Source organism: Paenibacillus sp. FSL K6-1217 (assembly GCF_045040735.1).
Classification (GTDB): domain Bacteria; phylum Bacillota; class Bacilli; order Paenibacillales; family Paenibacillaceae; genus Paenibacillus_AQ.
This window is the reverse complement of the sequence record NZ_CP150271.1, coordinates 2,194,763-2,207,738: the sequence shown is the minus strand read 5'-3', so window position 1 is coordinate 2,207,738 and position 12,976 is coordinate 2,194,763. Positions and strand designations below refer to the sequence as shown.

At 52.2% G+C, this 12,976-nt stretch carries 15 protein-coding genes; 11 read left to right on the top strand and 4 right to left on the bottom strand.

The features are described from left to right. The first annotated feature begins 101 nt into the window (after positions 1 to 101). From MHH28_RS09875 to MHH28_RS09860, 4 genes are all read left to right on the top strand, one after another. On the top strand, positions 102 to 1,658 hold the full coding sequence (locus tag MHH28_RS09875) for an ABC-F family ATP-binding cassette domain-containing protein (protein ID WP_341147865.1): 1,557 nt from the start codon (positions 102 to 104) through the stop codon (positions 1,656 to 1,658). Between the two features lie 112 nt (positions 1,659 to 1,770). Continuing rightward, positions 1,771 to 2,895 (top strand): PTS transporter subunit EIIC, encoded by a 1,125-nt coding sequence (locus MHH28_RS09870; RefSeq protein ID WP_405114380.1) that lies wholly within the window; start codon positions 1,771 to 1,773, stop codon positions 2,893 to 2,895. Between the two features lie 14 nt (positions 2,896 to 2,909). Beyond that, positions 2,910 to 3,833: a hypothetical protein gene (locus MHH28_RS09865; protein ID WP_405114378.1), complete on the top strand. Its 924-nt coding sequence runs from the start codon at positions 2,910 to 2,912 to the stop codon at positions 3,831 to 3,833. 88 nt (positions 3,834 to 3,921) lie between these two features. Next, a complete protein-coding gene (locus MHH28_RS09860) occupies positions 3,922 to 4,419 on the top strand; it encodes a YcxB family protein (protein WP_405114376.1) in 498 nt (165 codons plus the stop codon). A 68-nt stretch (positions 4,420 to 4,487) separates the two neighbouring features. On the opposite strand, the gene MHH28_RS09855 is transcribed toward MHH28_RS09860, so the two are convergent. Continuing rightward, positions 4,488 to 4,859, bottom strand: coding sequence for an iron chaperone (locus tag MHH28_RS09855; RefSeq protein WP_405114374.1), 372 nt, complete (start codon positions 4,857 to 4,859; stop codon positions 4,488 to 4,490). A gap of 220 nt (positions 4,860 to 5,079) precedes the next feature. On the opposite strand from MHH28_RS09855, the gene MHH28_RS09850 reads away from it, so the two are divergent. The 4 genes from MHH28_RS09850 (at position 5,080) to MHH28_RS09835 (ending at position 7,410) form a co-directional block, all read left to right on the top strand. After that, the gene (locus tag MHH28_RS09850) at positions 5,080 to 5,544 is read left to right on the top strand and encodes a hypothetical protein (RefSeq protein WP_405114372.1); all 465 of its coding nucleotides are present in this window, start codon (positions 5,080 to 5,082) and stop codon (positions 5,542 to 5,544) included. A 37-nt stretch (positions 5,545 to 5,581) separates the two neighbouring features. Then, complete coding sequence (locus tag MHH28_RS09845) at positions 5,582 to 5,974, top strand: VOC family protein (RefSeq protein ID WP_340939924.1); 393 nt, start codon at positions 5,582 to 5,584, stop codon at positions 5,972 to 5,974. A gap of 74 nt (positions 5,975 to 6,048) precedes the next feature. Further along, positions 6,049 to 6,660, top strand: a complete 612-nt coding sequence (locus MHH28_RS09840) for a pyridoxamine 5'-phosphate oxidase family protein (RefSeq protein WP_405114370.1) — start codon at positions 6,049 to 6,051, stop codon at positions 6,658 to 6,660. Between the two features lie 129 nt (positions 6,661 to 6,789). Further along, complete coding sequence (locus tag MHH28_RS09835; RefSeq protein WP_405114368.1) at positions 6,790 to 7,410, top strand: HAD family hydrolase; 621 nt, start codon at positions 6,790 to 6,792, stop codon at positions 7,408 to 7,410. A gap of 93 nt (positions 7,411 to 7,503) precedes the next feature. On the opposite strand, the gene MHH28_RS09830 is transcribed toward MHH28_RS09835, so the two are convergent. Both MHH28_RS09830 and MHH28_RS09825 read right to left on the bottom strand, forming a co-directional pair. Next, positions 7,504 to 8,268 (bottom strand): SDR family NAD(P)-dependent oxidoreductase, encoded by a 765-nt coding sequence (locus MHH28_RS09830; protein ID WP_405114366.1) that lies wholly within the window; start codon positions 8,266 to 8,268, stop codon positions 7,504 to 7,506. Between the two features lie 13 nt (positions 8,269 to 8,281). Continuing rightward, a complete protein-coding gene (locus MHH28_RS09825; RefSeq protein WP_405114364.1) occupies positions 8,282 to 9,067 on the bottom strand; it encodes an acetoacetate decarboxylase family protein in 786 nt (261 codons plus the stop codon). Between the two features lie 132 nt (positions 9,068 to 9,199). Here MHH28_RS09825 and MHH28_RS09820 point away from each other — a divergent pair, with 132 nt between their 5' ends. Further along, the gene (locus MHH28_RS09820; RefSeq protein WP_405114362.1) at positions 9,200 to 10,792 is read left to right on the top strand and encodes a PucR family transcriptional regulator; all 1,593 of its coding nucleotides are present in this window, start codon (positions 9,200 to 9,202) and stop codon (positions 10,790 to 10,792) included. Between the two features lie 7 nt (positions 10,793 to 10,799). On the opposite strand, the gene MHH28_RS09815 is transcribed toward MHH28_RS09820, so the two are convergent. Further along, positions 10,800 to 11,315: a GNAT family N-acetyltransferase gene (locus tag MHH28_RS09815; RefSeq protein ID WP_405114360.1), complete on the bottom strand. Its 516-nt coding sequence runs from the start codon at positions 11,313 to 11,315 to the stop codon at positions 10,800 to 10,802. A gap of 140 nt (positions 11,316 to 11,455) precedes the next feature. On the opposite strand from MHH28_RS09815, the gene MHH28_RS09810 reads away from it, so the two are divergent. After that, positions 11,456 to 12,370, top strand: coding sequence for a hypothetical protein (locus MHH28_RS09810; protein ID WP_405114357.1), 915 nt, complete (start codon positions 11,456 to 11,458; stop codon positions 12,368 to 12,370). 219 nt (positions 12,371 to 12,589) lie between these two features. Further along, on the top strand, positions 12,590 to 12,949 hold the full coding sequence (locus tag MHH28_RS09805) for a hypothetical protein (RefSeq protein ID WP_405114354.1): 360 nt from the start codon (positions 12,590 to 12,592) through the stop codon (positions 12,947 to 12,949). Positions 12,950 to 12,976: the final 27 nt, after the last annotated feature.

The following is a 12,976-nucleotide window of genomic DNA, read 5'->3' as shown; positions in this document are numbered from 1 at the left end:
ATATAAATGAAGCAGGCTTTTTTGATAAACCTTCTGGAGTTGTGGCGCGTTAGCCTTTATAATATGACGAGAATATAGAATAAAGGAAAAGGTGTAACTTCATGAGCATATTAAATGTAGAAAAGCTTAGTCACGGCTTCGGCGACCGGGCCATCTTCACCGATGTCTCCTTCCGTCTGCTGAAGGGTGAGCATATCGGTCTGATTGGGGCCAATGGTGAAGGTAAATCGACCTTCATGAATATCATTACCGGTAAACTGCAGCCGGACGAAGGCAAAGTGGAATGGGCGAAGCGGATGCGCGCCGGTTATCTGGATCAGCATGCGGTGCTTCAGCAGGGGCAATCCATCCGGGATGTGCTGCGCGGAGCTTTCCAATACCTGTTCGATATGGAACAAGAGATGAACGACATGTACGGGAAGATGGGGGATGTGACCCCTGAGGAGCTGGAGCAGCTGCTGGAGGATGTCGGAACGATTCAGGACATGCTGACCAGCCAGGATTTCTATATGATCGATGCCAAAATCGATGAAACCGCACGCGGACTCGGCTTAACCGACATCGGTCTGGACAAGGACGTCAACGACCTCAGCGGCGGTCAGCGGACCAAGGTGCTGCTGGCGAAGCTGCTGCTGGAGAAGCCTGACATTCTGCTGCTCGATGAACCTACGAACTATCTGGATGAACAGCATATCAACTGGCTGAAGCGTTACTTGCAGGAATACGAGAATGCCTTCATTCTGATCTCGCATGACATTCCGTTCCTGAACAGCGTCATCAACCTGATCTATCATATGGAGAATCAGTCGCTGTCGCGTTATGTGGGCGATTATGAGTATTTCCAGCAGGTGTACGAAGCGAAGAAATCGCAGCTGGAGTCCGCATTCAAGCGCCAGCAGCAGGAGATTGCCGATCTGAAGGACTTCGTGGCCCGCAATAAGGCCAGCGTCGCTACCCGCAATATGGCGATGTCCCGGCAGAAGAAGCTGGATAAGATGGAGGTCATCGAGATCGCCAAGGAGAAGCCGAAGCCGCAGTTCAACTTCAAGCAGGGGCGGACGTCCGGCAAGGTGATTTTTGAGACCAAGGATCTGGTGATCGGGTATGACTCCCCCTTGTCGCGTCCGCTGGACCTGAGCATGGAACGCGGGCAGAAGATCGCTCTCGTCGGTGCGAACGGTATCGGTAAAACCACGCTGCTGCGCAGCATTCTCGGCCAGATTCAACCGATTTCGGGTACAGCCAGACTTGGCGATCTGCTGGAAATCGGGTATTTCGAGCAGGAAATGAAGGAATCGAATTACAACACCTGTATTGAGGAGATCTGGAACGAATTCCCGTCCTACTCCCAATTCGAGATTCGGGCAGCGCTGGCGAAGTGCGGCCTGACCACCAAGCATATTGAGAGTAAAATTGCTGTCTTGAGCGGCGGCGAGAAAGCCAAGGTGCGTCTCTGCAAGCTGATTAACCGTGAGAGCAATCTGCTCGTACTCGATGAGCCGACCAACCATCTCGACGTCGATGCGAAGGAAGAGCTGCAGCGTGCGCTCAAAGCCTATAAAGGCAGCATTCTGCTAATTTCGCATGAGCCTGAATTCTACCGTGATATCGTGACCGATACCTGGAACTGCGAGTCATGGACGACCAAAGTATTCTAAAGAACCGGCAATAACGCCGGTGTAGAGCTTGACCCGTAGGAGGGGAACTTTGTGAAAAGTGACTCTTACGGGTCATTTATATGAGCGCAGAGTAAGGATGCAGGGGGATCATATGAACGCAGTGAATGAGGAAACAGTCGTGAAGCCATCCAAACGCAGTCTGATCAATGTGATCATCGACGGCATTTCCGGAATTTTTCTTCCCATAGTTAATATATTGAGCGCAGCAGGCATCATGAAAGGGCTTCTTGCAGGCGCGGTTGCACTGGAGCTCATCAGCAAGACCGAAGGCACCTATACGGTGCTGAATGCGATGGCAGACAGCCTGTTCCATTACCTTCCGCTGCTGCTGGCGTTTACGGCAGCCCGTAAATTCGGAGCCAATCCTTTTACGGCGGTTGTTATAGGCGGGGTTATGTTATATCCCAGTCTGACTACACTGTTCGAGAACAACGAAATTATTGTGTTTATGGGCATGAGCATTAAGCCGGTGAATTATCCGGCGAGCGCGATTCCTATCATTCTGGCGGTAGGCCTGCTGGTCTACGTGGAGCGGTTCTGTGTCAAAATACTACCGGAGGTCATCCGCAGCTTCTTCACTCCGCTGATCTCTGTGATCGTGGTATCATCGGTGACACTGCTGGTATTCGGACCGATGGGGGCGCTGGCCGGGGATGCCCTGGCAGACGGGTACCGTACAGTGTACAATTTCAGTTCAGTCGGCGCCGGAATGGTACTGGGGGCGATCATTCAGCCGATGGTGATCTTCGGACTGCACTGGAGTCTGGTGCCGCTGGCAATCAACAACATCAGCACGGGCGGTTCTGACACGATCCTGGCGCTGATGGGTCCTGCTGCCTTCGCCCAGGCGGGAGCCGCGCTCGCGGTATTCATCAAAGCCAAAGACAAGCAGTTCCGTACCCTAAGCCTGTCGGCATCGATATCGGCCTTGTTCGGTGTGACGGAGCCGGCCATGTTCGGGGTCAATCTGCCGCTGCGTAAGCCGATGATTATTGTCTGCTGTGCAGGCTCGATTGGCGGCGGGATGGTAGGGATGTTCGGCTCGTCTGCGATTTCGTTCGCTTTTCCGGGGCTGGCTACGCTGCCTGCTTATCTGGGGGACGGCTTCGGCGGATTCCTGATCGCATGTGCCACCGGGTTCCTGATTGCCCTGATTGCTACACTGGCGGTGAAGCTGGGACCGGAGCCTGTCATTGAACCTTCCGCCAAGCCATAAGATTGGAGGATCACATGAGAGCCATTAGAAGAACCAAGACGGTGGAAGGCACTTCCATTCCCGGAATTATCCATAACGGAGGAAGTTATTTCTATATCAATGTGGATGTGTACGAAGACGGCATGGTCAATTGCTGGGAGCTTACAGATCTTAAGGGCTTATCCGGCAAAATAAATTCGGGCTGGTTAACGCCGGCCGTCCCCGCCGGGGAGCAGCTGTCCATTCATGGACTCGGAGCATACACCGTGGAGTCAGCGAAGTGGACATACGATGCAGCAGGCTATTACCGGCATATACAGGAAACGGTTAGCTTGCTGAACCCTGAGCTTACGAATATCTATGAGATTTCGGTCCGGGAGCAGGAGCGGAATGAAGCGCGCCGCATTGCCCATTCTCCGACAGCTACAGAGTTCTATGTATCCAGCGAGACCTTTTACCAGACTGTTGAGGGCAAAAGCATCCACCTGTTCATGAAGTACGGCGGTCAGAATTACTTAGCCGCTGCTGTCGTGTATAAGGATGGCCGGGTAGTCTTATATAATCTGCCTGCGGAAGCCGAGTATCGGCTGGAGGAGCTGGACGGGCTTTTTGCGGATGGGACGCTCTTCACGGCCATTGATGCCTCTACTCCGGTGCAAATTCTGCAATTGGGCGAGGTAACGTTATCCGAATCGCTGTATTCTGCCGATGCAGAGGAGAAGCTCAAAGAGCTGCACAACCTCCACAAGCAGCTTAACGGCGAACAAACGGCGCATGAAGCGTGCCGGGCTGCCTATTACGCCTATCTGGAGAATCCGAGTGAGTACTACCGGGAGCAGCTTAGAATCAAGTATGAGCTGGTGCCGGAGCATGAACGGATGTATCTTGGCGATATGGATACGAAGGATTGGGATTACCAGCGAATTCTGTATCATCCGGAAGAGACACGGGAAGTGTGAGTGCGGCGGGATTATCTCCGCTATGGGTTTCGGGAATGGGATGCTATACTACTATAAGTATTGAAGTGAAGAGATAGAGGGTGGCAGGATGGAGACAATCAGCTTTCATTATGGACGGCATATTTCCAAGGTAGCACGGGCGCTATATTTTCATTCTTGGAAATCTATATTGTCCATTGGTGTTCAAGCGGTATTCATAGCGGTGTGCATGATTCTATATGCTCAGAACCAATCGGTTATTCTGCTCGGGATCTCGATCACGCTGATTCTGACCATGGGGATGTCGATCGTGATGCGAACCTTGCTTTTACCGAAGATTTTGTCGGCAGATACAAGGTACAATAAGGAATTTGAATATCTGTTCGATGCAGAGGGGATCAATTTCAGTCCGGAAAAGGATGCTTCCGTGATGACATGGGGCTCCTTCACCCGGGTATGGGAGAACCAGAGCTACTATCTGCTGTTCCACGGGCCGCAGGAGTATTGGTTCGTTGCGAAGCAATCGTTCGAGGATGCCGCACAGGAGCATAAATTCAGAGCGTATGTGTCAGATCACCGCAAGATTAGCAGTGGCGTGATTTGGTGATAAAAAAAGAAGGACATGCTATATGGCATGTCCTTTTCTGTACCTGGGGAGCAGGCACTTAGCCTCAGCTATACCCGCCAAAAGCTTGTACAGTCCGCCTTGTCGGCGATATTGAACTCGATTAACTGTCTCAGCAGGCCGTAATCCACCGGATTCGTCCATTTCATGCGGATCAGCAGCTTGGTGTGATCTACGCCGCCTTGCTTCAGGACCTCCGCGAAATGATCCATGCCCGCTTTTTCCGGGGCGACGGCCATATGCCCTTTGGCTACACTGAAGCCGATAATGTACGTTCCGTGATCGGTGAACATCGGCTGGTTCCAGGCGATTCTAGGTTCAAGCTGCGGGAATTCCTGCAACACCCAGGCGAGTACTTCCTCCACCGTAGCCCGGTGCACCGGATCATCAATCTTCGCCAGATACTCAGCAAACACATCCATGGTTCATCCTCCTGATCTCTGTCAGCCCTTATGCCATCCATAATATCTTGTAGCCGCAGGATAGTCAAAAACTTTAATAAATAAATTTCATTAAAAAAGTGGCTAAAAATATGCTTGATATGGATATGTGGTCAGAACCCTCTCCCTTCCTCATTCCAGCATTTCCCTGTATGATAGAAGAAGCTTGTTGCTCTCAGGATAAATGAGAAGGGGGATAGGGATGGAGAAGATGATTGGGTTCAAGGGCAAACGTCCTGCTGAAATGCCGGCGACTATAAGTGTGTTGGCCCTTATGGTATTCTGGATATACTATTTCCTTCGCTTTGACCGAACTACTCCGCTGGAGTATTTGTTGGTCTATCTCGTCGTTGGAATCGCAACCGCCGTTGCAGCAATAATGATCATTCGCTTACTGACCTTTAACCGAGCGTTCAACATAGAGATCAGGCCGGATGCCCTGCAGATTAAGAATGTAGAGATTGAAGCCTCTACTATTAAGCGGATTTTCATCAAAGGCTACTTCATGCCCGTGATCGCAGTTAAGCCCAAAGGCTATCTGCTGGTTAGTTATAAATACTGTTTTCGCTTCCCGGAGCAGGAGGATCAGGGGATACGGGCGCTAACGGAATGGGCAGAGCATCATCAGATCGAAGTAGTATATAAGAAGTTTGTTAGATGGATGTAAGTAACCAAGGTAATAGACGATAGGAGGAGCTAATCGTATGAAAGTCACCGGATTCAGTCATATCACACTTAAGGTACGCGATCTTAAGGCATCTCTGGAGTTCTATCAGGGCATTCTGGGTATGAATGTCAGACACCGCGGCCGGATCGATGCCTATCTGGAGTGGGGCAGCGCTTGGGTCTGTCTACTTGAGCGAACGGTTACCAAGGAGCCTTTAGACGAATTCGCCGGGATGGATCACGTAGCTTTTTATATCGCAGAGGAAGATTTCAATGATGCTGTAGACATCCTGCAGAAGCATCACGTTGAGATCGTCAGAGGACCCGTTCAGCGGGGCACCGGCTGGTCGGTGAATTTCCTGGACCCGGATGGGATTCAGCTGGAGCTGCATACTTCCACTCTGGATGAACGGATGAAGGTCTGGCGTTAGGCGGAGTACAGCAGTTAATATGCAAATAGAATCAAGTAGAAGCGGGGTGCGGGATGAATAAACCTTTTCATGACATGCTGACATCGGAAAATGAGCTGAGAGAGCTTCTGGGCTATCCGAGTGAAGTGGTGAAGCGTAAATCGATCCATCAGCTGGATCATCACTGCCGTGATTATATAGCGATGTCCCCTTTGTTATTCTTGTCCACAGCAGATGAACACGGGTCTTGCGATGTCTCTCCGCGCGGGGATGCGCCCGGTTCGGTGCTGGTGCTGGATGAAGGGCATCTGGTCATTCCTGAGCGGCCGGGGAACCGCAGATTGGACTCTTTGCTGAATATCCTGGCCAATCCGCATATCGGTCTGATTTTTGTGATCCCGGGACTTGAAGAGACCCTGCGGGTTAACGGGCAAGCCTATATCATTAAGGATGAGCCTATTCTGGACCGGATGAGAGCCAGAGGCAAGCGGCCTGCGCTGGGGATTGGGGTGAAGGTGGAGGAATGCTATATGCACTGTGCCAAGGCCTTCAAAAGATCGCAGGTCTGGACCCCCGGCACCTGGCCTGCTGAAGCCTTGCTCCCGTCTGCTCCGGCCATCATCACGGCTCATGTGAATGCAGCAGAGTTCACGGAGGAAGTAGTGCGGCGCGGGATAGAGGAGAGCTATGAGAAGCGGCTGTATTAAGAAGAGGAGTGAACGGCGGGGATGGATGCAGATCCGCAGAACAGAGAGCTATTCGCTGAATATGGTGCATTTGATCTGGGCGGGGCCTGAGGAACAACAACTATGATCTGAAGGTGAGGGGAATGCGAAATGGTGGACAGTATTATTTTTGATCTGGATGGCACGTTATGGGACCCGACGGAGACTGTAGTGGGCGGATGGAATCATGTGATTAAGGGCTATCTGGGAGCGGCACATGAAATAACTATAGAAAATTTACAAGGCATTATGGGTCTGCCGGTGCCGGAGGTTGGCCGGAAGCTGTTCCCTGATACGGATGAGGATACCCGGCAGAAGATTATGGATGAATGTTGTGACATGGAGTGTCTTGTTCTGTCGCAGCAAGGCGGAAGGTTGTACGCTCGGGTGGAAGAGGTGCTTCAGGCACTGTCAGCGAAATATAAGCTGTTCATCGTAAGTAACTGCCAGACGGGGTACATTGAGGCTTTTTATGAGTATCACGGGTTGCAGAAGTATTTCACAGACTACGAGAATCCGGGGAGAACCGGACTGTCTAAGGGAGAGAACATCAGGCTGGTCATGGACAGAAATCATCTGATGAGTGCTGTCTATGTAGGCGATACAGAAGGGGATAGGAAGGCGGCGGGGTTCGCGGGGATTCCTTTTGTATATGCGGGATACGGCTTCGGCGAAGTGGGCAGTTATGATTATGTGATTGACCGGCTGGATGGGATATTGGATTTGTTCTAAATCACCCTTCGGATAAGAGACGTCCCTTTCTGCAAAAGCCAGAGCTGTCCTCCAGCCATTCCACGGCTCGGAAGACAGCTCTTTATGCTAGGATCAGACGGCTGTCCAGCCCCCGTCTACATACAGCGTCTGGCCGGTCGTGTAGCTGGAAGCATCCGAGGCGAAGTAGAGGACAGCGCCGTTCAATTCATCGGGGTTGCCGGGACGGCCCATGGGGCATAGCGTATTGTACTGCTCCAGAAAGTGATCCTGATAAAGCGCGCGGGTCATCCCGGTTGGGAACAGGCTGGGGCCGATCGCATTCACCGTAATTCCAAAAGGCGCGAGGGTTGCGCCCATGCCGCGGGTCAGATTCACAACAGCGCCTTTGGAGGCATTATAGGCATGAAGGGCGGCCAGCTTGCTGCCGTTCACACCGCAGATGGAAGCAAGGTTAATAATGCGGCCTTGCTGGCGTTCTTTCATCGCCGGGATCACCGCTTTGGACATGAGATAAATACTTTTCACATTGGTATCCATCACCCGGTCCCATTCGGCTTCCGCCAATTCCTCGACAGAGCCTGCGGAGGCGACCCCGGCGTTATTCACCAGGATATCGATCCGCCCGAAGGACTCCAGAATGCTTGCTACCGCTGACGTAATATCGTTGCCGCAGGTTACGTCACATTGGAGCGGCAGCGCCCGGCGGCCTTGGGCTTCAATCTGCTCCCTTATCGCATCCAGCTTGTCCAAGCTTATATCCAGCAGGGCCACATCCGCCCCTTGCCCAGCCAGAGCTTGGCTCAATTCCGCGCCTATTCCCCCTGCTGCTCCCGTCACCACCGCTGCTTTTCCGCTCAAATCCAATAGATTTCTCATAAGAACCCCTCCTTCAGGTCCACCAATCCCAGCGAAGGTTGGAATAGGGGAGGAACTGGGCCGGATCGACCTTTGTTAGGACCTCACCGCGCTCAAGGACGGTATTGCTGACGGTGTACATGCCGCCCAGCATACGGACGACTTCCAGCTCGGCCCAAGGGTCATGCGGAGAGTCCTGCAAGTGAATCTCGACTTCTGCCGCTCTGCGCACGCTGATATCCATAGAAGCCGTCTGCCGGATCAGCAGCGGTCCCAGATCAAAGCCGCGGCCATCCGGAGACTTGGAATACTTCATGTTGAAGACAGGCAGGCCGTTACCGTAATGTGCGAAGATGATACTCTCACTGTCTGCGGCATTCATGGTACCGCTAAGCGCAGCCTCAACGTGGAAGAATTCGGTGCCCCTCCGCGAGACGCTGCCTGCCACATGCTGATCCTCCTTCTGCAGACTGATGTCGGCCATCTTCTTGGGGAAGCCGTAAATCTCACGCCCCAGACCCATCGCGATATCATCGCTGATCGGCATCGACAGACAGTAAGTCCCCGGTTGTCCGTTGTAGGCTGCCAGGACGAAGACCGCGGCTTCCCGGTAAGGCTCGCAGAAGCTGGTGCGGGGATAGTTGGCTACAAAAGCGTGCACAAGCGGTCTTGGACCCGGCGTAAGCGGGGCAGGCAGAATCCTGCGGATTACCTCGGGAGAGGTCTCCCAATAGACGGTTAAGGTCTCGGCATTATAGAAGGTCGTGGGTGTATTAATTCTCTTGGCAATCTCATTTACATCTTTGACAAAGCTGCTCATCGGAAGCGCCTCCTGTGATTTAGGGTCACGACTAATGTAACATGACCCTTCCAGTGATTATATATATGGTAAATATAAAAATAAATGGGAAATTTGTGCGCGGCGCACTATAATAAGCAGTGGGTGAGAGCGATGAGTGTTACCTTTGAACAGATTAGCAGACATTTTACCAGGCAAGCCGTACATATCCAGTGGAACCAAACGTTAACAACAGAGTATGCGGATACGATGCTGATTACGAAGAGCCTGACTCATTTTGCACCTGAATGGATCTATGTGGGCCACCGCTCCAGATTGCCGGATCACGCAGAAGGGTGGGAGCAGGCCAGCCTGATGCTGATCAATGACGCTGTGGAGCCTGGCGGGCCGCTTCAGCAGAGGTACAGCGGACAGAACCGTATTGAGTTCAAGGCAGAAGCGGATGTATTCGAGATTTATAATCAGACCCGGGCGCTGTTCCTGAAAGAGGCTGAACGGGAGCAGGCCAAGGGCAGAATGCTTGAGGCCTGTGTCGCCGGCAAAGGTCTGGATGCTATCGTCTCGGCAGCGGCGGAGCTGCTGGGCAATCCGGTGATTATCATCGATGGAAGCTACAGGATTCTGGCTTCTTCGGACTGTGGCGGGGTTACCGATCCTATCTGGAGCGATAATCTGCACAAAGGCTATTGTTCCTATGACTTCATAGCCGCCGTCCATCAGATGAAATGCGTGCAGACCGGCATAGAGTCGCTGGAGGCTTACGAAGTGGAATGCAGCGGAAGCCAGGTGACCAAGCTGGTTGCTAAGGTCAGGATCGGCAGCAAGCCTGTCGGCAATGTGATTGTGCTGGGCAGCACACGCCCGATTCACCAGAAGGACCATGACCTGGCCGGATTTACAGCAGAGCTGGTGGCAGCGGAAATGGCGAAGAACAGCTTTTACCGGAATTCCGGCCAGGCTGAATATGAAGAACTGATCTATGGGCTGTTAGAGAATGAGGAGAGCGGGCAGATGCTGGTCCAGGAGAGACTGCGGAGCGGCAAGCTTCTTCCGAAAGGCAGACTGTCCGTGCTGGTGCTGGATCTGGCGGGATATGAGGCGGCAAGCAAATACAACGGATATCTGAGGGATCAGCTGCACCAGTACTTCAGGGAGGAACGCCTGATCTTTTACCATGAGCATATGGTGGGGGTCTGCGAAGGGGACGCTGTGGCGTCCAGGTCAAGAGGGGATGAACCTGGCTTGCGGGAATTCCTGGTCACCCATCAGATCCGCCTGGGGATCAGCCGGGAATTCACAGACCTCACGGACTGCCGCAAATATTATCTGCAAGCGCTCAAGGCCCTGGAGATTGGGCGGATGGTCTGGCCTCACGAGCCGCGCGTGTTGTACGCTGATGTGCTGCTATATGACCTGTTGTCCCCGTATGCGCAGCGCGATTCCCGGGAGGTCAGCCATCCGGCACTTACGGTCCTGCGTGAATTCGATGAGAAGCATCATGCCGACCTGTACCATACCCTCTATAGCTATTTGAAGAACAACCGTCAGCTGCAAAAGACCGCCGATGAACTATTCGTCCACCGCAACACCCTCCGTTACCGCTTACGCCAGATTGACGAGCTGATTCAGCTTGACTTGAGCCAGATCGATCAGGTGCTAAGGCTGTATATGTCGTATCAAATGACAGATTATCTGGATAAGCTGAACGCAGCGGGAGTAACGTTTCATCCTGATTCATCATTGTGAAGCCGATCTATCTGCTGCGCATCAGCTTCATGCAGACCTGAGGTTCTTCCTCCACTTCCCGGCACGGCTCACACACTTGAAATCCAAACTTGCGCACAGTGGCCATCGACGCAGCGTTGTGCGGATGGGTCAGGATATAGATAGAGTCCACATCAAGGCGGGTGAAGCACGTGTCGAGCAGTACGGGCAGGGCCTCCGACATATAACCTTGTCCCCAATAGTCCTTCCAGATGTCATAACCGATCTCCACCTGCTTCCGCTCCGGGTCCCAGTAATGATTGCCGCAGGTGCCAATGAAGACACCGGTCTCCCGGTCAAACATTCCGTAGCGGTGGTGGCCTTTGCCTTCAGGCTGGGCATAGTGCTGAATGATCTCGATAGCTTCGTTATAATCGCACGGCGGTTCACTGAAGTACCTGCACATGTCAGGGTCCGAGAATTGCTTGTAGACCGCATCGGTGTCCTCCAGATTCAGGAGGCGGAAGTGCAGACGGCGTGTTGTTAAAGGTTTGGATTGATTCATTGATGTAGTCTCCAGTTCATCAAGCAATATTGTATACTCTCATTATGGGAGCGTATATTCAGGCTGTCTATGAACGTGAACGGTATGTTAATGTATGGTAAAATATAAGCACTACGTCTATTTATTGAAGGGGTGTGCCTATGAGGCCGAAGAGATTAACCAAAAACCTGGCAGCCGCACTTGCATCTGCAGTATTGTTCACGGGTACCGGAATTACCGTTCTTGGCGCTTTCCCGCAGAAGATCGAGGCAGCGGCAGCGAAGCCTACACCAGCCTTCAGCTTATTCGAACAGAGACTGCAGAAGCCGTCTTCCCTTGGCCTGGCCCAAGCTACGCTGGTTAACCGGATCAGTCAGATGACGCAGACAGAGGCGAATCTAGCAGTGCTGCATTTGGAGAATGCACTGAAGGCTTACCTGCCTACTGCAACCAAACGTCTAAGCGCGCCTGTTGTTCAACTGAATATCAAGAATATATATACTCCCGGCATGCCAATGGCGCTCGCACGCTCCAAGGTGAGACAGGCGGAGGTCCGTATAGTCCTCCAGGATCTGGAGGGTATGGGCTACAAGCTGGCGCTGGATGACGAATTTGTTCCTGCCATTCCTTACAAGAGCTTCAAAGTCTTCAAGCCGTACGTCAGCAAAGACTTGCAGGTCTATATTGACCTGATGGCCGTAGAGTCGGAGCAGCCGACAGTAGCTGGCGGGAGGTTACAGGTAGACTGGTATCAGGTGTTGGAGCGGGCTGTGCAGGTCGAGTCCTTTGTGCAGACGTATAAGACCTCTAACCGTGCTGCCGCAATGACAGAAGCTCTGGAACGGGCGAAGAGGATTGTTTTCAACGGCACACCGAAGACTCCGTTGTTCGACAAGAAGACACAGATCATGCTGGAAAAGGCAGCGATCGCGTATGAGAATTCTCTATCCGAAGCAGGCCCGGAACAGATTGAGGGCAGCAGGCTGTTGACCCAGCTGGATGATTTCCTGCTGCTGGTTGAGCAGAACGGGGACAAGCGAACACAGGCAGTGACAGATTATCTGGAAGCTTTATGAGCTTGAAGCAAGAATGAGCGTAATATAGTGAAGAAACCGGGCTGTTCTCGAAGCAGCCCGGTTTCTTGGCGTGCATGCCCAGGGCTGAAAGACCTGCAAAGCATATCTTCCTATAGGCCGGAAGCGTCATAAATCACAGAATAGGAAAACGATTACAATTATAATGTAAGCGTTATCTACTGATCGTTTACATTTATACGCAAAGGGAGGAAGATGGCTTTGAGTACACACAAGATGTCCTTTAACATGCTTGTCTTTACCGGTTTTAGCCTTCAGTATGCATTAATGCATCTCTTATCTGCAGGTGAGGTGATCGTGATTTCATCCGCTGAGCTTATCCTTTATATGGTGCTTACCTTTGCCGGGCTCGGCAGATTCTTCCGGCGCAGAAGGCAGCTTCTGAACGAGAGGGGCTGCGGAAGCACCGGACTTTTTTTCAGCGTGTTATGGACGGTCTCGCTCTGCTCCCAGTTCCGTAAGGAGAACTACCCGGATGCGCTGACTGTGATTAATTCGCTGGGCCTGTCAGCTGCCGGACTCATTCTGATTACCGAAATTATTGTGTTATTTAAGGTATAGACACGGAGTTGATCGGTACATTCTCCT